Consider the following 24,601-nt stretch of genomic DNA (forward strand, 5'->3'; position numbering starts at 1 on the left):
CATGCCGCATGAGGGGGGCAAACTGGAGCAGCTGAAGATCCTTCTGGTGGAAGATTCACCCGAAGACGCCGAGCTGTTGTCCGATCAGCTGCTGGATGCCGGCATCGATGCCGTGTTCGAGCGCGTGGACAGCGAGCCGTCGTTGCGCAGCGTGCTGGACGTCTTTCACCCGGACATCGTGCTGTCTGATCTGAGCATGCCCGGGTTCTCCGGCCACCAGGCATTGCGCCTGGTGCGCCAGAACGGCGCCATCCCCTTCATCTTCGTCTCCGGCACCATGGGTGAGGAGACCGCGGTCAAGGCGCTGCAGGACGGCGCCAACGACTACATCATCAAGCACAACCCCACGCGGTTGCCGAGCGCGGTGATGCGCGCCATCCGCGAGGCGCGTGCGGATCTGGAGCGCCAGCGAGTGGAGAGCGAGCTGATGCGTGCGCAGCGCCTGGAGAGCCTGGCGATGCTGGCGGCCGGCTTGAGCCATGACCTGCGCAACATTCTGCAGCCGCTGCTGATCGTGCCCGACCTGCTGGCTGGCCGCACCGACGACCCACAGCTGCGCCAGCTGGCCAACGTGGTGGCCGAGTGCGGCCGACGCGGGCACGAAATGGCCGAGTCGATGCTGTCGTTCGTGCGTGGCTCCAACAAACCGCGCGAGCAGGTGTCCATCGCCAACCTGTTTTCTGCGGTGCAGATGCTGCTCAAGAGCAGCCTGCCCGATGGCGTGCGCCTGCAGATGGACCCGATTGCCGCCGACCTGACCATCGAAGCCAACTACACCGAGCTGCAGCAATGCCTGCTCAACCTGGGCCTGAATGCGATCCAGGCGATGCCGGGCGCCGGTACCTTGATGCTGTCGGCCGATCGCTTTGATGCCACGCGCGTACGCATGAGCGTGGCCGATACCGGCGTGGGCATGAGCGATGAAACCCGCGGGCGGTTGTTCAGCCCCTTCTTCACCACCAAGGCCGATGGCACCGGGCTGGGCCTGATTTCGTGCAAGCGCATCGTGGAAAGCTACGGTGGCAGCATCCAGGTCGACAGCCGGCTGGGTGAGGGCACGCGCTTCGACATGCTCGTGCCGATGCGTGCAGCGGCGGTAGCGATCGCCGACACCGAACTGCCGCTCGCGCTGGGCCATGGGCAGCGCATCCTGCTGGTGGATGGCGAGGCCACGCGCCTGTCGCTGCTGGGCAATGCCTTGTCCAGCCAGGGATACCAGCCGCAGCTGGCCACCGATGGCTTTGCGGCGCTGCAGTTGGTGCAGCAGCACGCGATGCCGGACCTGGTGATCATCGACAGCGACATCATCCAGCTGTCTGCAGTGAACGTGCTGCTGAGCATGCAGGAGCTGGGTTACCAGGGGCCGGCGATCGTGCTGGAAGACATGGGCTCGCCGCTGCAGCGGATGCACTTCCCGCCGGACATCCCGGTGCACGTATTGCGCAAGCCGTTGGAAATGCGCCGCGTGTTCCGCGCGGTGGCGCACGCGCTGGAAGTGGCCTGAGCCGGAGCGTCGCGTGCGCCTTGCCCGTTGATTGGCAGTGGGCACGCCTGCAACAGTTGACGCCCACGCCGGCCGCGTGCGCGAATACCGCATGACCACCGTGCTCCTCAGCCTCGGCAGCAACGTCCAACCGACCCATTACCTGCGCCTGGCCGTGGCGGCCCTGCGCGCGCGCTTTGGCCCACTCACTGTGTCTGCGGCGTACCGCACGCCGGCGGTGGGCTTCGATGGGCCGGATTTCGTCAACAACGCAGTGGCACTGCAGACCGCGCTGGGTTTGCAGGCGCTGGATCAGTGGTTGCATGCGCTGGAGGATGCGCATGGCCGCGATCGCAGCGGGCCGCGTTTCGGCGACCGCACCCTGGATGTGGATGTGGTGTTCTTCGGCGACAGCATCGTCGAAGGACCGGGGCAGTTGCGCATCCCGCGGCCCGAGCTCAAGCATGCCTTCGTGCTCAAGCCGTTGGCCGATATCGCGCCGGATTTCGTGGACCCGTTGAGCGGGCAGACGCTGGCCGCGCTATGGCAGGCGCATCCGCAGCATGGCAGTGCATTCACCACGGTGGAGCTGGATGCGCCTGCGCTGAATGCTGCGCCGTAGCGCCAGTGTGCGTGCCGCTGGCAAGCGAGCTTACGGCGGGCTATTTGCAGATTGGCTTGTGCGCATGCGTCTGCCGATCGCTGACGATGCATCTCGCGCAACGCGTGCGTGCTTCGTCCGCCTTCGCGCAGCAGACATTACGTATCGAGGAGTCGTCAGACGTGTATGGATGGCGCGCTCAGGATCGGGATGTACGAGTGGCCATGCGCACTTCTCACCGAGCATCGGCCGCGCCCGCCTGGCGGTGAGCGCGGTCGTGTGGCCAGCCGTTCTCAGCTGAGTTGACGGCCGCCATCCACATGCAGGGTGTGGCCGGTGACGAAGCTGGCGTCGTCGAGCAACCAGCGCACTGCCTCGGCGATTTCGTCCGGCGTGCCGATCCGTGCCAGCGGCGTGCGCGCAAGCAGTGTCTGCTTGGCCTCGGCGGCCTTGCCTTCGTCCGGCCACAGGATCGCACCGGGCGCCACCGCGTTGACCCGCACGTCCGGCGCCAGCTCCAGTGCGAGCGAACGGGTCAGCATTTCCAGTGCGCTCTTGGAGGCGCCGTACAGTGGGTGATGACGCATCGGCTGCCGGGCATGCAGGTCGGTGAGGTTGACGATGGCGCCGCGGTGCTGGCGCAGCTGTGCGGCGGCGGCCTGGGCAATGAAGAACGGCGCGCGTGCGTTGACGGCGAACAATTCGTCCCACTGCGCCGGCGTTGCCTGGCCCAGCGCGGTGGGATAGAACGCCGAGGCGTTGTTGACCACCGCATCCAGGCGGCCGAAGGCGGCGATGCAGTCGTCCACCAGCTGCGCCGGCGCCTGCGGCAGGCGCAGGTCCGCCTGCAGGGCGCATGCACTCCCGGCGCGCTGCGCGCACAACTCCGCCACGCGCGCGCTCAGCGCCTGGCCGGAGCGGTGCGCATGCAGCGCGACGCGGTAGCCGGCGGCGTGCAGCGTGGTGGCGATCTGCGCGCCGATGCGGCGGCCGGCACCGGTGATCAACACCACCTTGGAACTGTCTGTCATGGCGTACTCGCTCGGCGTTGCGGAGGGCTCGGCTATCCTGTGCATTGTCTTCGCAACCGGTGCCCGCATGCACGCCGACCTTCCCACCCCCGATCCGGACGCCCTGGCGCATAGCGAGCGGTTGGCCGCACATCTGCGCGCCGAAATCCAGGCCGCCGGCGGAGCGATTCCGTTCTCGCGTTTTATGGAGCTGGCACTGTATGCGCCGGGCCTGGGCTACTACAGCGCCGGGTCGAGCAAGTTCGGCGAGACCGGCGACTTCGTCACCGCGCCCGAGCTGGGGCCGCTGTTCGCCGCCACCGTCTCCGGCGCGCTGGCGCCGGTGCTGCAGCAACTGGGGCCGCAGGCGCGGGTGCTGGAAGTGGGGGGCGGCAGCGGTGCGTTTGCCGAGGTCATGCTCAAGCGGTTGCTGGAGCTGGATGCGCTGCCGGAGCGCTATGCGATTCTCGAGCCCAGTGCCGACCTGCGCGAACGCCAGCGCGAGCGCCTGGGACGCAGCCTGATTCCGCCGGTGTTCGATCTGGTCGAGTGGCTGGATGCACCATTCCCCGACGATTGGGACGGCGTGCTGTTCGCCAACGAGGTGATCGACGCCTTGCCTACGCCACGCTTTGCGCTGCGCGATGGGCAGGTCTATGAAGAAACCGTGGTGCTGGACGCGCAGCAGCAGTTCGCGCGCGGCGAGCAGCCGGCCGATGCCTTGCTGAGCGCGGCGGTACGGCATCTGGAACGCTATCTGCAACAGCCCTTCGCCGACGGCTATCGCTCCGAGCTGTTGCCGCAGCTGCCGTACTGGATCCAGGCGGTGGCCGGCGGACTGAAACGCGGTGCGATGCTGTTCGTGGACTACGGTTACCCGCGTGGCGAGTTCTATCGTGCGCAGCGCGAGGACGGCACCTTGCGCGCGTTCTATCGCCACCGCATGCACCAGGATCTGTATCGCTGGCCGGGTCTGCAGGACCTGACCGCCTCGGTGGACTTCACTGCGTTGGCCGAGGCCGGCACCGGCGCCGGTTTCGAGCTGGCCGGTTACTGCACGCAGGCCAGTTTCCTGCTGGGCAATGGCCTGGATACCTTGCTGACCCAGGCCGATGCGCGCACCGATGACGTCGGGCGCATGCGCCTGCGTCAGCAGGTCAAGCAGCTCACCCTGCCCAGCGAAATGGGCGAGCGTTTCCAGGTGATGGGTTTCTCGCGCGAGGTGGATCTCGCCCCCGCCTTTCTGGCTGGCGATCTCACGTGGCGGCTGTGACGGCGGCGCTGCGGCCGTTCCACCGGCCGGCGCTGTGGGTGGGGCTGTGGATCGCGGCGATCGTGGTGCTGATCGCGGTGTGCCTGGGGCCACCGCCGGAATTTCCCGAGCTGCCGTCCAACAGCGACAAGGCCGAACACTTCCTGAGTTTCGCGCTGCTGAGTTGGGGGGCCGTGCAGTTGTTCGCAACCCGTCGTGCGCTGTTGCTGGCCGCGTTCGGGCTGGTGCTGCTGGGGATCGGGATCGAGATTGCGCAAGGCGCGCTGACCACCAACCGCAGCGCAGATCCCTACGATACGCTGGCCGATACCCTGGGCATCCTGGCCGGCGTGTGCCTGGCGTGGACGCCCTTGCGTTTTGTGATGCTGCGGATTGATCGGCGCTTGTTCGGGCCGCGTTGATTGGTTGGCAAGACGGTGCGAGTGGGGCTGCAGATGGGGGGTGTTTCAGTACGATAGTCGTCCATCTGGCTACTGCGCAAGCACCGATCTCCGCCCTCAGGCCGGCATGCGCACTGCGCGTTCACGCAGCCACTTGGTGGCCACCCACTTTTCCCCGGCCAGCACCGGGGCGCCGGCATGCAGGCTGCGTGTCATCGGGTGCGGGCGATCGTAGCTGAAAAACACCGCGTTGCCTTTGACTGCTGCAACGTCCAGATGCACAGCCGGGAAGCGGGTGGCACCACCGCGTTCGGGTGTGTTGAGGTACATCACCAGCGAGGCGACGCGTTGCCCGCCGGCCCGCAGCAACACCGGTGTGCCTGCCGCGTCCGGGTCGAAATAATCGTAATGCGGCTGATATTCCGCACCGGTGGCGTAACGCAACACCTGCAACCCCTCGCCGTGCTCGACTGGCCAGTCGAGCAAGCGTGCGATACGCGCTTCGATGCGTTGGCACAGCGCATCCTGCCCCACGCGCAGACACATGCTGTCGCTGGTGCGCGCCGCATGGACGACATGCGCACCATTGGCATTGTCCACGGTGCGCGAGCGCGCCAGGCGCGGTTGCGCCAAGGCGATCAATGCATCGCATTCGGCATCGGAAAGAAAACCGCCCAGCACGACCACGCGCGGCAGCAACAGGCGCATCAGTACACGAACATCCCGGTCGCCCAACGCCAGCAACGAGGCGTCGTTGTCCTGTTGCAGCGCTGGCACGCGCACCGGCACCGGCAAACCGTGTGCCTGCGCATGTTGCTGGATGTGGGCGCGGACCAGCGCCTCGACCGCATCGATGGCGTCCTGCTCGTTCCAGCCCTGGTCCAGCAGTGGCTGTAGCGCCTGTTCGGGCGGCTGGCCGGCCAGTGCTTGCGCCACGATCCAGTCGGCCAGCGCTGTAGGAATGTTGGTGGATGTCATCCCGCTACAGTGCATGCCAGCGTGTGGCAGTTGTGTGTCAAATGTGTCGCGGTAAGACAAATGCAACAGACGGTCGCTATAAAAGTGACGGGGATCTTGAACGTGCTCGCCACTGCAGTGCGCGGAACGCCACCAATTCTTGACGACTCCTCTTCATACCGGACCCTTTGACCTGGAGATCAGCCGCATGGCCGTTCGCAACAGCAGCAAGACACTTCTCATGACGTTTGGTACCGCACTGGCGTTGTCTGCCTGCGGTGGCGGTGCCGACCGTGTCGCTTCGCCCGGCGAGGGTGCCTTTCCGCCTGCACCGGCACCCGCGCCGACGCCGGCACCCACCCCGGCGCCGACGCCCGCACCTGCGCCAACCGGCCCGGCCGCAGATTGCCCGACCGGTTTTTCCAATGTCGGCACCATCGCCAACAACACGCTGCGCGCCTGCCAGTTGCCGGAAACCATCAATGGCAATCTGGTGGTGCCGGCACGCGCGGGTACCGCGTATTCGATCAGTGGCCGCGTCAATGTGGGCACCGACCGCGGCGGCAATGCCACCGCACCGGCAGCTGGCAGCACGCAGGGCATCTTGACCATCGAGCCGGGCGTGACCCTGTTCGGGTCGGCCGGTAGCGACTACATCGTGGTCAATCGCGGTTCGCAGATCTTTGCCGAAGGCAGCGCGGCTGCACCGATCGTGTTCACCGCGCGTCAGGCGCTGGATGGCACGGTCAGCGCCAATACCATCGGTCTGTGGGGCGGCATCGTGGTGTTGGGGCGCGCGGCGATCAACAACTGCCCGGGTACCACGGTGTCCGGTACGCCGGAATGCCAGGCGCAGGTCGAGGGCACCAACGCGTTCTATGGCGGCAACAACGCCACCGACAACAGCGGTTCGATGCGCTACCTGCGCGTGATGTATTCGGGCTTCGAAATTTCGCCCAACAACGAGTTGCAGGGCATCACCCTGGCCGGCGTGGGCAGCGGCACGCGCCTGGATTACGTGCAGATCCACAACAGCTCCGACGACGGGATCGAATGGTTCGGCGGTACGGTCAACGGTAGCCATCTGGTCATCACCGGTGCCGACGACGATTCGCTGGATACCGATGCTGGCTGGAACGGTGCACTGCAGTTCGGCATCGTGGTGCAGCGCGCCGGCGGCGGCGACCGCATGAACGAGTGGAGCAGCTTGCGCCGTCAGCCGTATTCGCGCCCGAAGGTGGCCAACTTCACCTACGTGGGCAATGCGCGCGCCGGTGCGGCAATCATGCTCAACCAGGGCACGCAGGCTGCGTTCTACAACGCGGTGGTCACGCGTCCGGCCGGTGGCACCGGTGATGGTCTGGTGTGCTTCAACCTGGCCGATGCCGATACGCTCGGCACCTTCAACTCGGTGTTCTTCGCCTGCCCCACCGCGTTCGGCAGCGACCCGCGTGCGGCCAGCCAGTTTGCGGCCGGTACCAACAACGTCGCCAACGGCGTGTCCACGTTGCAGAACACCTTCGTCAATGGCGCCAACGAAACTGCAGTGCCGGCGTTCCAGGGCTTGAACGGGGTGAGCAGCTTCTTCCAGCAGGTGAACTACATCGGTGGCGTGCGCGATGCCAACGACACCTGGTGGCAGGGCTGGACCTGCGGCCTGACCGCCGATCGTCCCTGCTGAGGCACGGCAGCGCGCGGCGGCCCGATGCCGCCGCGCGCTGCGTCCCGCTTCATCTTTCTGTCGCCAGGGCTCCCACGATGCGTACCTCCACTGTTGCCCGTCTGTCGCGGACGGGCCTGTCTCTTTCCATTTCCACCTTGCTGATGTCCGGCGCCGCACTGGCGCAGTCGACCACCAGCGATGCTGCCGGCGGCAGCAGTTCCAGTGCCGCCATTGCGCCCAAGCAACTCGACCAGGTCGTGGTGCGCGGCGACTACATTCCCGAGCCGATGCTGCAGACCTCCGAAGTGGCCTCGTTCGTCACTCGCCAGGACATGGAGCGCACCGGCGACAGCAGCGCCGCGGTGGCGCTGACGCGTGTGACCGGCCTGAGCCTGTCGCGCGGCAAGTATGTGTATGTGCGCGGCCTGGGCGAGCGCTATTCGTCTGCGTTGTTCAATGGCTCGCCGTTGCCCAGCCCCGAGCCGATGCAGCGCGTAGTGCCGCTGGATCTGTTTCCCAGCGACGTGCTGCAAAGCGTGACCGTGCAAAAAACCTATTCGGCCGATTATCCCGGCGAATTCGGCGGCGGCGTGATCGATCTGCAATCGATGACCGTGCCGGACAAGCCGTTCCTCTCGCTCACCGTAGGCGGCGGCGCCAATAGCGTCAGCACCGGCGAGAAGGGCCTGACCTATTACGGCTCCGGCGATGACGAGTGGGGCTTTGATGACGGCGCGCGCAAGCAGCCGGGCGCATTGCGCGATGCCATCGCCAGCGGGCGCCGCGTGGATCTGGGCAATTTCTCGCGCGATGACATCCGCCGCATCGGGCGCAGCATGAACAATGCCAACCTGTATGTGCTGCAGGAAAAGGACAGCATCGACCCGGACGTCAATGTTGGCGCCAGCGCCGGCTACAGCATGGATATCGGCGAAGCCAAGCTGGGCATCCTGGCGGTGGCCAGCTACGACAACGAATGGCGCACCCGCACCGGCAAGCAGCAGGACGGCATCTTCGTCGGCGATAGCGTGGAGTTCAATTCCAACTACGATTTCGCCACCACCCGCAACAACGTGCGCACCAACGGCATGCTGGGGCTGGGCTGGGAATACGGCCGCCACACCATCGGCTGGACCACTCTGTATGTGCACGACGCTTTGAAGGTGGCGCGCAGCCGGGCCGGCCGCGATGAGCTGGCTGGTTTCGATGTGCGCGACGACAACACCGAGTGGTACGAGCGTCAGCTGATCAACAACCAGCTGCTGGGCTCGCATGCGTTCGGCGAATACGACGACCTCAAGATCGAATGGCGTGCTGCGGTGGCCAACGCCAGCCGCAATGTGCCCTACGAGACCGGCATTCGTTACGAGCTGCTGGATGGTTACTGGGCGCACGATGCCTCGCGCGTGCAGAACTACACCCGCTTCAGCAAGGTCGACGACACCGTCGCCAGCGGCGGCGTGGATGTGACCTGGCGCCTGCCGATCGAGCACGACATCACCGTCAAGGGTGGTCTGGCGTATCTGGACAACGACCGCACCGCGTGGAGTCGCGAGTTCCGTTTCCTGGCGCTGGATGGCCCGTTGCCGTTCCTGAACCAGTACCAGCGCGTGGATTACCTGATCTCCGACTACAACCTCAGCAACGATCTGCTGCGTCTTCGCGAAACCACCGGCAGTTTCGGCGCGGCGGCCTACGACGCAACCTTGAAGGTCAAGGCGGCGTACCTGCAGGCCGAAGGCGAGATCGTGCCGACCCTGCGTGCCACGTTGGGCGTGCGTTACGAAGATGCCACGCAAGCGGTGCATCCGTACGATATCTTCAGTGGCACGCGCCAGGACAGCGTGGCGCCGCTGGAGAACAGCTACGCACTGCCGTCGGCCACGGTCACCTGGAACTTCGCCGACAACCAGCAATTGCGATTTGGCGCTTCCAAGACCATCGCGCGGCCGCAGTTCCGCGAAATGGCGCCGCAGCAATATCTGGACCCGGACATCGATCGCCAGTTCTTCGGCAACCCGTTCCTGGTCGACAGCGAGCTGGTCAATCTGGATGCGCGCTACGAATGGTTCTTCGAACCGGGCCAGTACGTCACCGTCGGTGCGTTCTACAAGGACATCGACAAGCCGATCGAAGCCATCGTCAACGACGCGCCCGGTGGCGGCATCGTGCAGAGTTTCATCAATGCGCCCAAGGCCAACCTTTGCGGCATCGAGTTGGAAGCCAAGAAGTATCTGGAGCTGCCGATCGCCGCCGACTGGTGGGGCGACAAGCGCATGTTTGTTTCCGGCAACTACACGCGCACCACCTCCGAGGTGAGTGCCAGCGCCGGCGACACCGTGCAGCCGTTCGGCTTCAGCGCACCGGTGCAGGCCACGCTGTTCATCCGCGATGGCTCCGCACTGCAGGGGCAGTCGGACGATATCGCCAACCTGCAGATCGGCGTGGAGAGCGAGAGCACCAACAGCCAGGCCACCCTGATCGCCAACTACGTGGGCGAGCGGGTGTCGGCACGCGGCCGCCCCGGCCAGCCGGACTACATCGACAAGCCGGGCACCTCGCTGGATCTGGTGATCAAGAAAGGCCTGGTCTGGTCGGGCGATACGTTGTTGGTGAACTTCGCCGCACGCAATCTGCTCAAGACCAGGTACCAGGAATACCAGAAGGTGGGCAGCAACCGGGTGGACCTGTACACCTACCAGCCCGGCATCAGCTATGACATCAGTGTGACAGCGCGCTTCTGATCCGCGGCGCGCGCGGGAAGCGCCGCAAACGCCCGCTGTGCCAGGCACGGCGGGCATTTGCGTTTTTGCCGTACGTCGGCATGTGTCGACCTGTGTCATCAGTTTCTTCGAACGGACACATTGCAGCCGCATTCTGTCATCCGTTCGCAATCCTCAAGACGGATGTCTGCTGTGCAGCGCGTGTTGCCCTCGTTGAATACCGTCATGTCGCTGCGCGGTGCGCGCACGGCCGTGGTCTGCGTGCTGGCCGTGGTGCTGGCGGTGCAGGCGCTGCGCCTGGTTTGGCTGGTGGTCACGCCGATCGGCCCGTTGGGCGCGCACCCGCCGGCCACCGAGGCGACATCGGATCTGTCTGCGCTTGGCCGCGACGTGTTCTACCGCACTGTCGGCGACGTCAACAGCGATGGCGTCGTGCTGCATGGCGTGCGTGCCGGCGGTACGCACGCGGCGGCCTATCTCAGTCACGGCGAGGGCGAGCAGGGCGCCTACCGTGTTGGCGATGCGGTGCTGCCTGGCGTGGTGGTGCAGGCGATCGCTGCCGACCATGTGCTGCTGCGCACCGGCAGCGGCGTGCGCCGCCTGGCGTTGACCGATGCCGCGCCGCAGGTGCCCGCCTCAACACCATCACTAGCGGGCACGAGAACAGCAGGCGTGGCCGCTGCGGTGATGTCGAACGTGAGTAACGCGACCAATGCCGCCGCTGCTGCTGGCGTGGACCCGCAGCAGCTGCTGAGCACCACGGGGCTGCGCGCAAGCGAAGACGGCAGCGGCTTCACGATCATGCCGCGTGGCGATGGCGCGCTGCTGCGCCAGGCCGGCCTGGCGCCGGGCGATGTGCTGACCCAGATCAACGGCCGCACCCTCGATGCCGACCACCTGCGCGAGTTGCAGGACGAACTGCGCGGTGGCCAGGCTGCCACGCTGACCTATCGCCGCAATGGCCAGACCCACACCATGATCCTGAAGCGCCCGCAATGAGTGCCGCTCGTCCTCTCTGGCTGATCTCGGCCACGTTGTTGCTCGCGCTCCCCGTCATGCCGGCGGTCTCGCTGCGCGCCGCCGATGCCCCGGCGGTGCGCCTGGAGGACGTGGATCTGCGTGCCTTCATCCAGGATGTCTCGCGCGCCACCGGCATCACCTTCATCGTGGACACGCGCGTGCAGGGCGCGGTGAACTTGGCGCGCGCGCAGGCGATGTCCGAAGCGGATCTGTTGGGCATGCTGCTGGCGGTGCTGCGCGCCAATGGATTGATTGCCGTGTCCAGCGGGCCATCCACCTATCGCATCATTCCCGACGACACCGCCGCGCAACAACCCGGCAGCGCCGCTCACGGCAACCTGGGGTTTGCGACGCAGGTATTCACCCTGCAGCGCGTGGATGCGCGCAGCGCGGCAGAAATCCTCAAGCCGCTGATCGGGCGCGGCGGCGTGATCATGGCGATGCCGCAAGGCAATAGCCTGCTGATTGCCGATTACGCCGACAACCTGCGGCGCATTCGCGGGTTGGTGGCGCAGATCGATACCGACCGCGTGGCGATCGACACGGTGACCTTGCGCAATAGTTCCGCGCAGGAACTGGCGCGCACCTTGACCTCGTTGTTCGGCCAGGGTGGCGAGCGTAGCGCGGTGCTGTCGGTGTTGCCGGTGGAGAGCAGCAATTCGCTGATCGTGCGCGGCGACCCGGCGCTGGTGCAGCGGGTGGTGCGCACTGCGGTGGATCTGGACGGGCGCGCCGAGCGCCGCGGCGATGTCAGCGTGGTGCGTCTGCAGCACGCCAGTGCCGAACAGCTGTTGCCGGTGCTGCAGCAGCTGGTCGGGCAGACGCCCGGCAACGAGGTGCAGCCCGGGCAGGACACACGTTCGACTGCGGTGGATGTGGCGGCGGCAAGCGGTACTGCGCAGACGCAAGTGATTGCACCGGCGGCAGGCAAGCGCCCGGTGATCGTGCGCTACCCCGGCTCCAACGCCCTGATCGTCAATGCCGACCCGGAGACGCAGCGCGCCTTGATGGATGTGATCCGCCAGCTGGACGTGCACCGCGAGCAGGTACTGGTGGAAGCGATCGTGGTGGAGATTTCCGACACCGCCGCCAAGCGCCTGGGCGTGCAGCTGCTGCTGGCCGGCCGCAACGGCACCGTGCCGTTGATCGCCACGCAGTACAGCGGTGCCTCGCCGGGCATCGTGCCGCTGGCTGCAGCGGCGGCCGGTACGCGCAGTGGCAACGACGATGACGAGTCGGTGCTGGAACAGGCGCGCAATGTGGCCGCACAATCCTTGCTGGGTTTGAGCGGCGGCCTGATCGGCCTGGCCGGGCAAAGCAACGATGCGGTGTTCGGCATGATCATCGATGCGGTCAAGAGCGACACCGGCTCCAACCTGTTGTCCACGCCCTCGATCATGACCCTGGACAACGAACAGGCGCGCATCCTGGTGGGCCAGGAAGTGCCGATCACCACCGGCGAGGTGCTGGGCGCGGCCAACGACAATCCCTTCCGCACCATCCAGCGTCAGGACGTGGGCGTGGAGCTGGAAGTGCGCCCGCAGATCAACACCGCCGGTGGCATCACGCTGGCGATCAAGCAGGAAGTCTCGGCCATCGCCGGGCCGGTCAGCACGCAGTCGTCCGAGCTGGTATTCAACAAGCGCCAGATCGAAACGCGCGTGGTGGTGGAGAACGGCGCCATCGTTGCGCTCGGCGGCCTGCTCGACCAGAACGATCGCCAGACCGTGGAGAAGGTGCCGTTGCTGGGCGACGTGCCGGGCCTGGGCGCGTTGTTTCGGCACAAGTCGCGCAATCGCGACAAGACCAATCTGATGGTGTTCATTCGCCCCACCATCATCCGCGATGCGGCCGATGCGCAGCGCATGACCGCGCCGCGCTACGACTACCTGCGCGATCGGCAGCTGGCCGATGGCGACCCGGAGGCCGCGCTCGATGCGCTGGTGCGCGACTATCTGCGTGCGCAGCCGCCGCAGGTGCCCGCGACCCCGTCCGTGCGCCCGGCGCCAGCCGTCACCCCCGCACCCGCCAGCCGTCCTGTGCAGCGTTGAGGCCATGACCACCGCACGCGCCGCCATTTCCTATGCCTTCGCCAAACGCCATGGTGTGGTGCTGCTCGGTGCACAGGACACCGCGCAGATCGGCCTGCGCGATGGTGGCGATGTGCAGGCCTTGATCGAGCTGCGGCGCGCGCTCGGCATGCCATTGCAGGTGCGCACGCTGACGCCGGCTGTGTTCGACCGGCATGTGTCGGAGATCTACGCCGACGCCGGGCTGGAGCAGGGCGTACAGGTCGAAGCGCTGGATCTGCATGGCAGCCTGGATTCGTTGATCGACGATATCCCCACCGCCGATCTGCTCGACAGCCAGGACGATGCGCCGATCATCCGCCTGATCAACGGCATCATCGCCGAGGCCGCGCGGCTGGGCGCCTCCGACGTGCATCTGGAATCCTACGAATCGCGTCTGCGCGTGCGCCTGCGCGTGGATGGTGTGATGCGCGAGGCAGCCACCTTGCCCGGCCGCATCGCGCCGCTGCTGGTGTCGCGCGTCAAGGTGATGGCACGGCTGGACATCGCGGAAAAGCGCATTCCGCAGGACGGCCGCGTGTCATTGGTGATGGGTGCCAAGGCACTGGACGTGCGCGTGTCCACCCTGCCTACGCGCGGCAGCGAGCGGGTGGTGTTGCGGATCCTGGACAAGGAGCAGGGCAGCTTGTCGCTGGCGCAGCTGGGCATGCCGCCGGCGGTGATGCATACCGTGCAGCGTGCCCTGCAGGTGCCTAACGGCATCGTGCTGGTCACAGGACCCACCGGCTCGGGCAAGACCACCACGCTGTATGCAGCGCTGAGCCTGCTCAACGATGGCTCGCGCAACATCCTCACCGTCGAAGACCCGGTGGAATACGCCATCGATGGCCTCGGCCAGACCCAGGTCAACGCACGCGTCGGCATGACCTTCGCCGCCGGACTACGCGCCATCCTGCGCCAGGACCCGGACGTGGTGATGATCGGCGAGATCCGCGACGCCGAGACCGCGCAGATCGCGGTGCAGGCCAGCCTCACCGGCCACCTGGTGCTCTCCACCGTGCACACCAACGATGCGGCGGGCGCGGTCACGCGCCTGCGCGACATGGGCATCGAGCCCTTCCTGCTCGCCTCCAGCCTGCGGCTGATCCTGGCGCAGCGACTGGTACGGCGGCTATGCACGCAGTGCCGCACGCCGCGCCCCCTGGACGCCGCCACGCGCGAGCTGATGGGGTGCGACCACAGCGCCAGCGTGTATGCGGCCGTGGGGTGCAGCGCCTGCCATCACAGCGGCTACGCCGGGCGCGTGGGCATCTACGAAGCCATCGCAGTGGACGATGCCATGCGCCGCCTGATTGGCGACAACGCCGATGAAGCCGCATTGGCGGCGGTGGCCTTCGCGCGCGCGCCGCGCCTGGGTGAGGCTGCGCGTGCCGCGGTGCTGCAAGGCCTCACCACGCTGGAAGAAGCCTCGCGCGTCACCCGCCAGCAGGACGACGCGCATGCCGCGGTTTGATTACACCGTACTCGACCTGCAAGGGCGCAGCCGCCAGGGCGTGATCAGCGCCGACTGCGTGCAGGGCGCGCGGGCGCAGCTGGAACAGCGCCAGTGGGTGCCGGTGCGCGTTGATGCTGCAGCCACCACGACGTCGACCGCCGTGCGCGCAGCGCGCTTCAGCGGCAAGGATCTGGTGCTGTTCACCCGCCAGCTCGCCACGCTGGTGGAAACCGCGCCGCTGGAGGAAGCCTTGCGCACCATCGGCACCCAGTCCGAGCGCCGCGGCGTGCGCCGGGTCACCGGTCAGACCCATGCGCTGGTGGTGGAAGGGTTTCGCCTGTCCGATGCGATGGCGCGCCAGGGCAATGCGTTCCCGCCGCTGTATCGCGCCATGGTGGCCGCCGGCGAAAGTGCGGGCGCCCTGCCGCAGGTGCTGGAGCGGCTGGCCGATCTGCTCGAACGCCAAGCGCAGGTGCGCAGCAAGCTGCAGTCTGCGTTGGTCTACCCGGCGGCGTTGGCCCTGACCGCAGGGGCGGTGGTGATCGTGCTGATGACCTTCGTGGTGCCCAAGGTGGTGGACCAGTTCGATGCGATGGGCCGCGCCTTGCCCTGGCTGACGCGGGCGGTGATCGGCGTGTCCAACGTTTTGTTGCAGGCAGGCATTCCGTTGTTGATCGCCATGGTGGTCGCTGCGTTCGCTGCGGCACGTGTGCTTCAGCGGCCGGCGCCGCGGCTGGCGACAGATCGCGCCATCCTGCGCGCGCCCTTGCTGGGGCGCCTGATCCGCGACCTGCATGCCGCACGGATGGCACGCACGCTGGCGATCATGGTCAACAGCGGCCTGCCGTTGATGGAAGGGCTGATGATCGCCGCACGCACCGTGGACAACCGCGCCTTGCGGCTGGCCACCGACAGCATGGTCAGCGCCATCCGCGAAGGCGGCAGCCTGGCCGCGGCGATGAAGCGCGCGGGTGTGTTCCCACCGACGCTGCTGTACATGGCCTCCAGCGGCGAAAACAGCGGGCGGCTGGCGCCGATGCTGGAACGCGCGGCCGATTATCTGGAACGCGAATTCGAATCCTTTACCACTGCGGCAATGAGCCTGCTGGAGCCGGCCATCATCGTGCTGCTCGGTGGCGTGGTGGCGGTGATCGTGCTGTCGATCCTGTTGCCCATCCTGCAATTCAACACCCTGGCGCTTGGTTGAGCGCAGCCGTTCTTTCGGAGATCCACATGCAGTCCATCCAGTCTCTTGCCTCTGCCGGCGCGCGTCCGCTGCGCAGTCGCGCGCGCGGCTTCACCCTGGTCGAGTTGATGGTGGTCATCGTCATCATCGGCCTGCTCGCCACCGTGGTGATGATCAACGTGATGCCCAGCCAGGACCGCGCCATGGTCGAGAAGGCGCGCGCCGATGTCGCGGTGCTGGAGCAGGCGCTGGAAACCTATCGCCTGGACAACCTCACCTATCCCACCACCGAACAGGGCCTGCAGGCCCTGCTCACCGCGCCGGGCGGTCTGGCCCGGCCGGAGCGCTACCGGCAAGGCGGCTATATCCGCCGCTTGCCCGAAGACCCCTGGGGGCATGCGTACCAGTATCGCCGCCCGGGTCGCACAGGCGGCTTCGATGTGTATTCCTTCGGTGCCGATGGGGCTCAAGGCGGCGATGCCGACAACGCCGACATCGGCAACTGGCGCTGAGACACGCGCGTGCCGACCGCACCCGTCATCGTGCAGCGATGCGTACTCGGCCACCGGCGTACGGGCATGCGTGGTTTCACCTTGCTGGAGATGTTGGCCGTGCTGGTCATCACCGCGCTGGCCAGCACGCTGGTGGTGATGACGCTGCCCGACACCCGGCGCGATCTGCACGACCAGGCCGATGGATTGGCCAGCGCGCTGATCGACGCGCGCGACGACGCCATCCTGAGCCTGCGCATGGTCGAGGTGATCGTCGATACCGGCGGCTACGCGTTCCGTCGTCAGGCGCGGCAGCAGTGGGTGGCGCTGGACGAAAAACCGCTCGTCGCCACACGCTGGCCGGCCGGTGTGCAGGCGCAACTACCAGCCGGTGCCACGCAGCTGAGCGTGCGCTTCGACCCCACCGGGGCGGCCACGCCGCAACGCATCGCCCTGGCCGACGGGCAGCAACAGCTACAGGTGCTGGTCGATGCCGCCGGCGGAGTACGGGTCGATGCGCCGCGTCGATAGTCGCCAGGCCGCGGCCGGCTTTGCGCTACTGGAATTGATGGTCGCACTGGCCATCTTCGGCATGGCGGTGGTGGGGCCGTTGAATCTCTCCGGCGAAAGCATGCGCACGGCGGTGGTGCTGGAAGAACGCGCAATGGCGGCCGTGGTGGCAGAAAACCAGGCGATCGAGGCAATGCTTGCACCCACCGCCGCTGCGCTGGCGCCTGCCCACGGGCAGGAACTGCTGGGTGGCCGCAGCTGGGACTGGCAGCGCCAGGCCGTGCCGGCCAGCGCCGGCATGGTGCGTCTCGAGGTACAGGTGCGTGCCGCAGGCCAGACGCAGGAAATCGCCAGCCTGAGCGTGTTGCGGAGCGTGCAATGAGCCGCCCACCTCGCGCGGGCGGCTTCACCCTGATCGAGCTGCTGGTGGCGCTGGCGGTGTTCGCGCTGGTGGCAGCTGCGGCGGTGGTGGTGATGCGCCAGAGCATCGATCAACGCGATACGGTCCGCCAACGATTGCAGCAGGTGCGCGATTTCCAGCTGGCCCATGGCCTGCTGCGCAGCGATCTGCAACAGGCCGCGGTGCGGCGCACGCGCAATGGCGATGGCAGCGCCGCGCGCACGGCCTTCATCGCCAGTGCGCCGGGAACCCAGGGGCCGTTGTTCGGCTTCGTGCGGCGCGGCTGGAGCAATCCGGATCGGTTGGCACGCGCCTCGCTGCAATATGTGGAGTACCGCGTGGTCGAAGGACGCCTGGAGCGCAGTGCGCGACCGGCACTGGATGGTGCGGCGGCCGCAACGCCGCAGGTGCTGCTGCGCGGCGTGCGCTCGGCGGTGGTGGCGTTTCATTACCGTGCGCAATGGAGCGATGGCTGGAGCGGCGGGCTGGAAGCGCTGCCGGATGCCATCTCGCTGGAGCTGGACATGGAGCAATGGGGACGTGTGCGGCAAGTGTTCCTGCTGCCGGAGGGACGCGCATGAGGGCGTTGCATGCACCTGCGCGGCAACGTGGCGTCGCATTGTTGACGGTATTGTTGCTGGTGGCGGTGATGACGCTGCTGATGGTCGCGGTGCTGGACGACCTGCGCTTTGGCCTGCGCCGTAGCGGCAATGGCGAGGCGATGACGCAGGCGCAGTGGTATGCGCTGGGGAGCGAGACCCTCGCGCGGCAACGCCTGCAGGCACTGGCCAGACGCGACCCGCTGCGCACCACGCTGGATGGCGGCTGGAACGATCAACCGGTCACCTTCCCGCTGGACGATGGCAGGGTGAGCGTACGGCTGCGCGACCGTGGCAGCTGTTTCAACCTCAATAGCGTGGTGGCCGGCGCGCCCGAGCAATGGCAGCGCAGCGACGACGGTGCGCGCCAATACCAGGCCCTGCTGGAGGCATTGGGCATCACGCCGCCACAGGCGCAGGCGCTGACCGATGCGCTGGTGGACTGGATCGACAGCGACAGCCAACCCGGCGCACACGGCGCGGAAGACGAGCACTATCTGCATTCGGCAGCGCCGCTGCGGACCGGTGCGACCCTGCTGGCCGGTGTCAGCGAGCTGGGTGCCATCGCCGGCTACACCCCCGCACGCATCACGCTGCTGCAGCCTTATCTGTGTGCGCTACCGGAAGGGCGGCTGTCGCCGGTCAACATCAACACCCTGCGCCTGCAGGATGCGCCGGTGCTGGTGGCGCTGACCGAAGGCCGGCTGGAACTGACGGCCGCACGCCGGGTGATCGCGGCACGCCCGGCCGGCGGATGGCGCGATCCGGTGGTGTTCTTCAACACGCCCGCCCTGCTGCACGTCGCACCGTCGAACGCAGTGCTGCAGCAGGTGCAGTTGCGCACCACGTATTTTTCCCTCGTCAGCGAAGTCGAGCATGCCGGTGCGCAGGTCATGCTCGAAGCCTTGCTGCAGCAAGACCCGGCCGGCCGCGTGCGGCTGGTGGCACGCCAATGGAGCCCCGACGCATGATGACCACGCTGGTGCTGCTGCCGGCCGACACGGCAACGCCGCCAACCGTCGTGCATGTGGATGCGCACGGGCAGGTGGTATGGCAAGGCGAATGCAACGCACGGCCCGCGCCTCCTGGACGCAGCGTGCTGGTGGTGCCCGGCGCCGATGTGCAGCTGCGCTGGATGGCCTTGCCCGGGCGCAGCATGGCGCAATCGGTGGCCGCCGCGCGCCTGCAATTGGCCGAGCACCTGGCAGTGGACGTGCAGGCCCTGCACGTGGCCATTGCCACGCAGCCGGAGGCCGATGGCATGCATCTGGTCGCGGCGGTGGACACGGTGGTGATGCAGCATTGGCTGGAGCGCGCTGCAGGCGTGGGGATCGTTCCCGATGCGGTGGTGCCGGAGTGTCTGCTGCTGGCCGTGCCGGCCGCCGAGCAACCGCCGACACTGCTGCAGTGGGACGGGCGCTGGCTGCTGCGCGGCCCGCGTCTGGCCTGCAGCCTGGAGCCGCCGCTTGCACAGGTGCTGATTGCCGCACTCCCCATCGCGCCTGCGCTGCCGCTGGACCCGGATCCGCAGCGGGTCATCGCGCAGTTCGCCCGGCATGCCGCCATCGCGCCGATCGATCTGCGCCAGCAAGGCTTTGCGGTGGTCACCCGCCAGCGCGCCGGCCTGCGCAGGCGCACGCTGACGCTGCTGGTTGCGCTGTTGTTGCTGTCGCCGGTGTTGCTGGTGCTTGCGCAGACCCTGCGCTACGAGATCGGGGCGCAGCTGCTGCAGCGGCGCACTGCCGCGCTGCTGGGCAAGGATGATCCCCAGGGGCCATCCGACGCGGCCGCAGCGCAGGCCAGCGCTGCAACGCCGGACGCATTCGCCTCGCGCCTGGCAACCGTTTTTTCCGCCGTGGAGTCGGTGCCGGGCGTGGAGCTGGATGTGCTGGCGTACCACCATGCCGGCGCGATACGCATCGCCGTGCTGCATGCCGATGCGGCGCAGCTGCAGAGTGTCAGCTCCCACTTGCATGCTGCCGGCTGGCAGCTGCAACCATCGCCGGGCGAATCCCGGGACGGGCGCCTGCGTACCACCTTGCAGCTGGAACCGCCACGATGAATCAACGCATGCAGGCCTGGTGGCAGGCGCGTGCGCCGCGTGAGCGCGGCATGCTGGCGATCATGTTGCTGGCCGTGGCGGCCTTCGTGGGGTGGTACGCGCTGTTGGTGCCGCTGCGGCACTGGAAGGGCCGTGCCCAGTCCCGTTATGACCATGCCGCCGAAACGCTGCTCGCTGCGCGTGCTTCACACCGCGCCGCTACAGTGACGGCAGTCCCCCTTGAGCGCATTCTGCGCAGCGCCCGCGAGGCCACCATCGCCATCACCCATCACCGCGTCAGCCCCACCGGGACGCTGGACCTGCAGATCGATAGGGTGAGCAGTGCCAGCTTGTTCGCGTGGCTGGAACAGCTGCGTCAGCGCGATCATCTGGCGCCGACCCAGCTCGATATCACCCGCCGCGATGGCCAGCTGCAAGCGCACATCACCTTGCAGGGCATCGCGCCATGAGGGCACTGCGCTGGGCGCTGCTGGGCATGCTGGTGCTTGCCACGGCTGTGATCGCCACCCTGTCGCTGCGTCTGCTGTTGCCTGCGCAGCGCCTGCCATTTTCCGCGCTGGAAGCACAGGGCTCGATCTGGAACGGCACCTTGCGCGAGGTGCGCTGGAACAGCCTGCAGCTGGGCGATGTCGGCGTGCGCCTGCGTGCGCTGCCGCTGCTGCGTGGCGAACGCCAGGTGCAGTTGCGTTCGGCCACCGTGCACGCGGTGGCCCTGCAGGGCGCACGGCAGGGCGTGGAGCAGGCCAATGGCCGGCTGTTGCTACGCAATCCAGGCGGGGTGAGCCTGATGGACCTGTCGATCGATCTGCGCGATGTTCGCGCAGTCTTCGACACTACCCGCTGCGTCCAGGCCGGCGGCGATGTGGCCATGCAGATCGTGCCCAGCGAGCGCGGCGAGGCCGCCGGGTTGCTGCCGCTGCGCCTGCGCGGCAGCCCGCATTGCGTGGACGATGCAGTGGTGCTGGCACTCGCCCCCGATGGCGGCCTGCCGGATGGCGTGCAGTTGAATGCCGAACTGCGCCTGCAACGCGATGGCCGCTGGCAGTGGCGCACCCAGGTCGAGCCAGGCCCCGACACCGCCCTGCAGCTGGGCCTGCCATTGCTCGGCTTTATGCAGACGCCGGAGCGCTGGCTGGTACGGCGCGACGAAGGGCAGCTGTAGATCTGCCTGCAGGGCCGATGGGCCAGCGGTGCAGTGAGGGATAGCGACACGTGCATGGCGTAGCGCGCGGTCGGGCAGGGTCTCCCCCGTCATTCTGCTGCCGACACCGCGATGCAAGTGGTCTGAATCCCGGTTCCGCCCGCCATGGTCACTGTCTTGGCAGGCCGCCTCGCCCGGCCTCGCCACCGTGGCATCAGGCAGACCAATGGGCGACCGTCCCGGCATTTCATACCAGTGCGCTGGTCAGCCCGAGCATGAAATCCCTGCCGAATCGCAGCGTTGTCAGTCCCTGACGCATCGGGGCTGGTGCGCTGCCGCCGATTGGTACTATATTGGACCTATCGAATTTGGGCGGACGGAACAACGATGGCCAAGGCCAAGGCGGACGCCGACAAGCGACTGGACGAGCTGCACCTGGACGCGTCCGCGCCGACCCCGCTGTACCTGCAACTGGCCGGCAAGCTCACCGATGCCATCCGTGGCGGTCGATGGAAGGCCGGCGAGGCGCTGCCGGCCGAGCGCCAGCTGTGCGAGCGCCTGCAGATCTCGCGGGTCACCCTGCGCCAGGCGGTCGACGTGCTGGTCGAACAAGGCCTGGTGTCGCGCCGGCAGGGCGCCGGCACCTTCGTCACCACCCAGATCCAGCACCAGCTCAGCGGCCTCACCAGCTTCAGCGAGACGCTGCGCATCAAGGGCTACGAGCCGGGCACGCGCTGGCTGGAGCGGCGCCTGCGCCCGGCCCACGGCGAAGAGATCTTGCGGCTGGGCCTGTCCCCGGACGCATCGGTGGCCTCGCTGACGCGTCTGCGCAGCGCCGACGACCGCGTGATGGCCTACGAACATGCCGTGCTGCCGCAGCGCATCGTGGCCGACCCACAGCAGGTGGGCGATTCGCTCTACAGCTATCTGGATGCGCAAGGCACCCCGGTGGTGCGCGCACTGCAGTACTTCCGCGCGATCAACCTGCCGGCACGGCTGGCCGAACATCTGCGCATGAAGACCGGCGAGGCGATCCTGCACGTGCTGCGCGTGGGCTACGCCCGCGACGGCAGCGCGATCGAACTGACCGACACCTATTGCCACAACGACTTCTACGACTTCGTCGCCGAACTGCGCCGCTGACGCCAACGGCCTCCCCCACGACAACTTCAGAGCCAGCCGATCCATGACTACTGCCAGGCCCGCAAATCCCGTTGTCTCGATCGCCATCGTCGGCGTGCTGTTCTTCATCATCGGCTTTTTCACCTGGATCAACGGGCCGCTGATCACCTTCGTGCGGCTGGCGTTCGATCTCAACGAGGTCAACGCCTTCCTGGTGCTGATGGTGTTCTACCTGTCGTACTTTTTCCTGGCGCTGCCGGCGTCGTGGATTCTCAAGCGCACCGGCATGAAGAAGGGCCTGGCGCTGAGCCTGGTGGTGATGGCGGTGGGCGCGGCGGGCTTTGGCCAGTTCGCCACCCAGCGCTGGTATCCGGGCGCCTTGGGCGGGCTGTTCGTGATCGGTAGCGGCCTGGCCTTGCTGCAGACCGCGATCAACCCGTACATCAGCATTCTCGGGCCGATCGAAAGCGCGGCGCGCCGCATCGCGCTGATGGGCATCTGCAACAAGATCGCCGGCATCCTGGCGCCGATCCTGATCGGCTCGCTGGTGTTGCACGGCATCGGCGATCTATCCGCGCAGGTGGCCAGCGCCGATGCAGCGACCAAGGAAACCTTGCTCACAGCGTTTGCCGCCAAGATCCACGCACCGTATCTGGTGATGTCCGGCGTGCTGCTGTTGCTGGCCATCGGCGTGCTGTTCTCGCCACTGCCGGAACTCCAGGCGTCCGAGGCCAATGCCACGCCCGGCGCCAAGACCGGCGTGCAGAAGCACAGCATCTTCCAGTTTCCGCATCTGTGGCTGGGCGTGCTGTGCCTGTTCGTCTATGTGGGCGTGGAAGTGATGGCCGGCGATGCCATCGGCACCTACGGGCATGGGTTCAACCTGCCGCTGGACAGCACCAAGCTGTTTACCTCCTACACGCTGGGCGCGATGCTGATGGGCTACATCGCCGGCCTGGTGCTGATCCCCACTGTCATTTCGCAGGCGCGCTACCTGAGCGTGTCGGCGGTGCTGGGTGTGCTGTTCTCGCTGGGCGCCTTGTTCACCCATGGCTACGTGTCGGTGGGCTTTGTCGCCGCGCTCGGCTTTGCCAACGCAATGATGTGGCCGGCGATCTTTCCGCTGGCCATCCGCGGGCTCGGCCGTCTCACCGAAATCGGCTCGGCGTTGCTGGTCATGGGCATTGCCGGCGGCGCGATCATTCCGCAGCTGTTCGCCATCCTCAAACAGCATTACGACTTCCAGGTCGTGTTCGCTGCGCTGATGGTGCCGTGCTATCTGTACATCCTGTTCTATTCGCTGCGCGGTCACCGCGTGGGCCTGCCGGCCCAGGCCAAGTGAGCGACGCGGCATGATGCGTTCCGACGACCAAGGCATACCCATGCGCAGGCCCACCATCAAAGACGTCGCCGAGCGCGCCAAGGTCTCGTTGAAGACCGTGTCGCGGGTGATCAACAACGAGCCCTCGGTGATGCAGGCCACGCGCGCGCGCGTGCTGCGCGCCATCGCCGATCTCGACTACGAACCCGATCCGTCTGCGCGCAACCTGCGCAGCGGCACGCCGTTCGTGATCGGCCTGGTCTACGACAACCCCAACCCGTACCACATCATCGGCATCCAGAACGGCGTGCTCGCCGCCTGCCGCGAAACCGGCTTCGGATTGCAGATCCATCCCTGCGATTCCACCTCGCCGTTGCTGGCCGAGGAACTGGCCGAGTGGGTGCAGCGCTCGCGCCTGGCTGGCGTGGTGCTGACCGCGCCGATGTCCGAGCGCCCCGAGCTGCTCGCCGGTCTGGCCGCGCGCGGTATCAAAAGCGTGCGCATCATCGCCGCCACCGACGATCCGGGCGATGGCCCGTGCGTGTATATCGACGACCGCGATGCCGCGTATGAAATCACCGAGCATCTGATCCAGCTCGGCCACCAGCGCATCGGCTTCCTGTGGGGCGGCCCGCAGCATCGCTCCAGCGGCGAGCGCTACGCCGGTTACGAGGCCGCGTTGAAGGATTACGGCATCAGCCTGGACAAGCACCTGGTGATTCCCGGCGACTACACCTTCGACGATGGCTTCCGTGGCGCGCGTCGGTTGCTGTCGCTGCGCGAGCCGCCCACCGCCATCTTCGGCAGCAACGACGAAATCGCCGCCGGCGTGCTGGCCGCAGCCAAGTCCACCGGCATGAACGTGCCGTACCAGTTGTCGATCGCCGGCTTCGAGGACAGCCCGTTCTCGCGGCAGTCGTGGCCGGCGCTGACCACGGCCAAGCAGGCCACCGACGACATCGCGCGGCACGCCGCACGCCTGTTGATCAGCCAGCTGCGCAGCGATGCCTACGATGACCAACCCGCGCAGCTGCAGAACCGCGGCTTCGTGCCGCAGCTGGTGGTGCGCGGCTCCACCGCACCGGCGCAGACGCCGGCCAGCAAGCCCCTTCCCCCCGAATCCGCCTGAGCTCC

The 24,601-nt window shown here is 67.1% G+C and carries 23 protein-coding genes; 21 read left to right on the plus strand and 2 right to left on the minus strand.

Going from position 1 to position 24,601, the window contains the following annotated elements:
* Nucleotide 1: 1 nt before the first annotated feature.
* Both XCSCFBP4642_RS0105710 and folK read left to right on the plus strand, forming a co-directional pair.
* Nucleotides 2-1,504, plus strand: a complete 1,503-nt coding sequence (locus XCSCFBP4642_RS0105710; protein ID WP_029218955.1) for an ATP-binding response regulator — start codon at nucleotides 2-4, stop codon at nucleotides 1,502-1,504.
* 91 nt (nucleotides 1,505-1,595) lie between these two features.
* Nucleotides 1,596-2,105, plus strand: coding sequence for a 2-amino-4-hydroxy-6-hydroxymethyldihydropteridine diphosphokinase (gene folK / locus XCSCFBP4642_RS0105715; protein ID WP_029218956.1), 510 nt, complete (start codon nucleotides 1,596-1,598; stop codon nucleotides 2,103-2,105).
* Between the two features lie 272 nt (nucleotides 2,106-2,377).
* Here folK and XCSCFBP4642_RS0105720 read toward each other — a convergent pair whose 3' ends face one another.
* Complete coding sequence (locus XCSCFBP4642_RS0105720) at nucleotides 2,378-3,115, minus strand: pteridine reductase (RefSeq protein ID WP_029218957.1); 738 nt, start codon at nucleotides 3,113-3,115, stop codon at nucleotides 2,378-2,380.
* Here XCSCFBP4642_RS0105720 and XCSCFBP4642_RS0105725 point away from each other — a divergent pair.
* On the plus strand, nucleotides 3,114-4,367 hold the full coding sequence (locus XCSCFBP4642_RS0105725; protein WP_029218958.1) for a class I SAM-dependent methyltransferase: 1,254 nt from the start codon (nucleotides 3,114-3,116) through the stop codon (nucleotides 4,365-4,367). The genes XCSCFBP4642_RS0105720 and XCSCFBP4642_RS0105725 overlap by 2 nt on opposite strands.
* Nucleotides 4,355-4,768: a VanZ family protein gene (locus XCSCFBP4642_RS0105730; RefSeq protein ID WP_029218959.1), complete on the plus strand. Its 414-nt coding sequence runs from the start codon at nucleotides 4,355-4,357 to the stop codon at nucleotides 4,766-4,768. The genes XCSCFBP4642_RS0105725 and XCSCFBP4642_RS0105730 overlap by 13 nt, the downstream gene beginning before the upstream one ends.
* Nucleotides 4,769-4,864: 96 nt before the next feature.
* On the opposite strand, the gene XCSCFBP4642_RS0105735 is transcribed toward XCSCFBP4642_RS0105730, so the two are convergent.
* Entirely contained in the window at nucleotides 4,865-5,725 is an 861-nt protein-coding gene (locus XCSCFBP4642_RS0105735) for a 2OG-Fe(II) oxygenase (RefSeq protein WP_029218960.1), read from the minus strand.
* A 187-nt stretch (nucleotides 5,726-5,912) separates the two neighbouring features.
* Here XCSCFBP4642_RS0105735 and XCSCFBP4642_RS0105740 point away from each other — a divergent pair, with 187 nt between their 5' ends.
* The 17 genes from XCSCFBP4642_RS0105740 (at nucleotide 5,913) to XCSCFBP4642_RS0105820 (ending at nucleotide 24,596) form a co-directional block, all read left to right on the plus strand.
* On the plus strand, nucleotides 5,913-7,385 hold the full coding sequence (locus tag XCSCFBP4642_RS0105740) for a hypothetical protein (RefSeq protein ID WP_029218961.1): 1,473 nt from the start codon (nucleotides 5,913-5,915) through the stop codon (nucleotides 7,383-7,385).
* A gap of 77 nt (nucleotides 7,386-7,462) precedes the next feature.
* Nucleotides 7,463-10,111, plus strand: a complete 2,649-nt coding sequence (locus XCSCFBP4642_RS0105745) for a TonB-dependent receptor domain-containing protein (RefSeq protein WP_029218962.1) — start codon at nucleotides 7,463-7,465, stop codon at nucleotides 10,109-10,111.
* Nucleotides 10,112-10,273: 162 nt separating this feature from the next.
* Nucleotides 10,274-11,089: a type II secretion system protein N gene (locus XCSCFBP4642_RS0105750; protein ID WP_029218963.1), complete on the plus strand. Its 816-nt coding sequence runs from the start codon at nucleotides 10,274-10,276 to the stop codon at nucleotides 11,087-11,089.
* A complete protein-coding gene (gene gspD / locus XCSCFBP4642_RS0105755; RefSeq protein WP_029218964.1) occupies nucleotides 11,086-13,161 on the plus strand; it encodes a type II secretion system secretin GspD in 2,076 nt (691 codons plus the stop codon). Before XCSCFBP4642_RS0105750 ends, gspD begins: the two co-directional genes overlap by 4 nt.
* A gap of 4 nt (nucleotides 13,162-13,165) precedes the next feature.
* On the plus strand, nucleotides 13,166-14,653 hold the full coding sequence (gene gspE, locus XCSCFBP4642_RS0105760) for a type II secretion system ATPase GspE (protein ID WP_029218965.1): 1,488 nt from the start codon (nucleotides 13,166-13,168) through the stop codon (nucleotides 14,651-14,653).
* Nucleotides 14,640-15,842 carry a type II secretion system inner membrane protein GspF gene (gene gspF / locus XCSCFBP4642_RS0105765; protein WP_029218966.1) on the plus strand — a complete coding sequence of 401 codons (1,203 nt, stop codon included), beginning with the start codon at nucleotides 14,640-14,642 and terminating at the stop codon, nucleotides 15,840-15,842. The genes gspE and gspF overlap by 14 nt, the downstream gene beginning before the upstream one ends.
* Before the next feature lie 26 nt (nucleotides 15,843-15,868).
* Complete coding sequence (gene gspG, locus XCSCFBP4642_RS0105770; protein WP_029218967.1) at nucleotides 15,869-16,333, plus strand: type II secretion system major pseudopilin GspG; 465 nt, start codon at nucleotides 15,869-15,871, stop codon at nucleotides 16,331-16,333.
* A gap of 66 nt (nucleotides 16,334-16,399) precedes the next feature.
* Nucleotides 16,400-16,843: a GspH/FimT family pseudopilin gene (locus XCSCFBP4642_RS0105775; protein ID WP_029218968.1), complete on the plus strand. Its 444-nt coding sequence runs from the start codon at nucleotides 16,400-16,402 to the stop codon at nucleotides 16,841-16,843.
* Entirely contained in the window at nucleotides 16,827-17,204 is a 378-nt protein-coding gene (gene gspI, locus XCSCFBP4642_RS0105780; RefSeq protein WP_029218969.1) for a type II secretion system minor pseudopilin GspI, read from the plus strand. The genes XCSCFBP4642_RS0105775 and gspI overlap by 17 nt, the downstream gene beginning before the upstream one ends.
* Nucleotides 17,201-17,803, plus strand: coding sequence for a type II secretion system minor pseudopilin GspJ (gene gspJ, locus XCSCFBP4642_RS0105785; RefSeq protein ID WP_029218970.1), 603 nt, complete (start codon nucleotides 17,201-17,203; stop codon nucleotides 17,801-17,803). Before gspI ends, gspJ begins: the two co-directional genes overlap by 4 nt.
* On the plus strand, nucleotides 17,800-18,792 hold the full coding sequence (gspK, locus tag XCSCFBP4642_RS0105790) for a type II secretion system minor pseudopilin GspK (protein WP_029218971.1): 993 nt from the start codon (nucleotides 17,800-17,802) through the stop codon (nucleotides 18,790-18,792). Before gspJ ends, gspK begins: the two co-directional genes overlap by 4 nt.
* Nucleotides 18,789-19,883 (plus strand): type II secretion system protein GspL, encoded by a 1,095-nt coding sequence (gene gspL, locus XCSCFBP4642_RS0105795; RefSeq protein ID WP_029218972.1) that lies wholly within the window; start codon nucleotides 18,789-18,791, stop codon nucleotides 19,881-19,883. The genes gspK and gspL overlap by 4 nt, the downstream gene beginning before the upstream one ends.
* Nucleotides 19,880-20,332 (plus strand): type II secretion system protein GspM, encoded by a 453-nt coding sequence (gspM, locus tag XCSCFBP4642_RS0105800; RefSeq protein WP_029218973.1) that lies wholly within the window; start codon nucleotides 19,880-19,882, stop codon nucleotides 20,330-20,332. The genes gspL and gspM overlap by 4 nt, the downstream gene beginning before the upstream one ends.
* Nucleotides 20,329-21,045: a type II secretion system protein N gene (gene gspN / locus XCSCFBP4642_RS0105805; RefSeq protein WP_033898057.1), complete on the plus strand. Its 717-nt coding sequence runs from the start codon at nucleotides 20,329-20,331 to the stop codon at nucleotides 21,043-21,045. Before gspM ends, gspN begins: the two co-directional genes overlap by 4 nt.
* A 399-nt stretch (nucleotides 21,046-21,444) precedes the next feature.
* Nucleotides 21,445-22,167, plus strand: a complete 723-nt coding sequence (locus tag XCSCFBP4642_RS0105810) for a GntR family transcriptional regulator (protein WP_029218975.1) — start codon at nucleotides 21,445-21,447, stop codon at nucleotides 22,165-22,167.
* 43 nt (nucleotides 22,168-22,210) lie between these two features.
* Complete coding sequence (locus tag XCSCFBP4642_RS0105815; protein WP_029218976.1) at nucleotides 22,211-23,488, plus strand: sugar MFS transporter; 1,278 nt, start codon at nucleotides 22,211-22,213, stop codon at nucleotides 23,486-23,488.
* A gap of 40 nt (nucleotides 23,489-23,528) precedes the next feature.
* Complete coding sequence (locus XCSCFBP4642_RS0105820; protein WP_029218977.1) at nucleotides 23,529-24,596, plus strand: LacI family DNA-binding transcriptional regulator; 1,068 nt, start codon at nucleotides 23,529-23,531, stop codon at nucleotides 24,594-24,596.
* Nucleotides 24,597-24,601: the final 5 nt, after the last annotated feature.

It is taken from the genome of Xanthomonas cassavae CFBP 4642, assembly GCF_000454545.1.
Lineage (GTDB): Bacteria > Pseudomonadota > Gammaproteobacteria > Xanthomonadales > Xanthomonadaceae > Xanthomonas > Xanthomonas cassavae.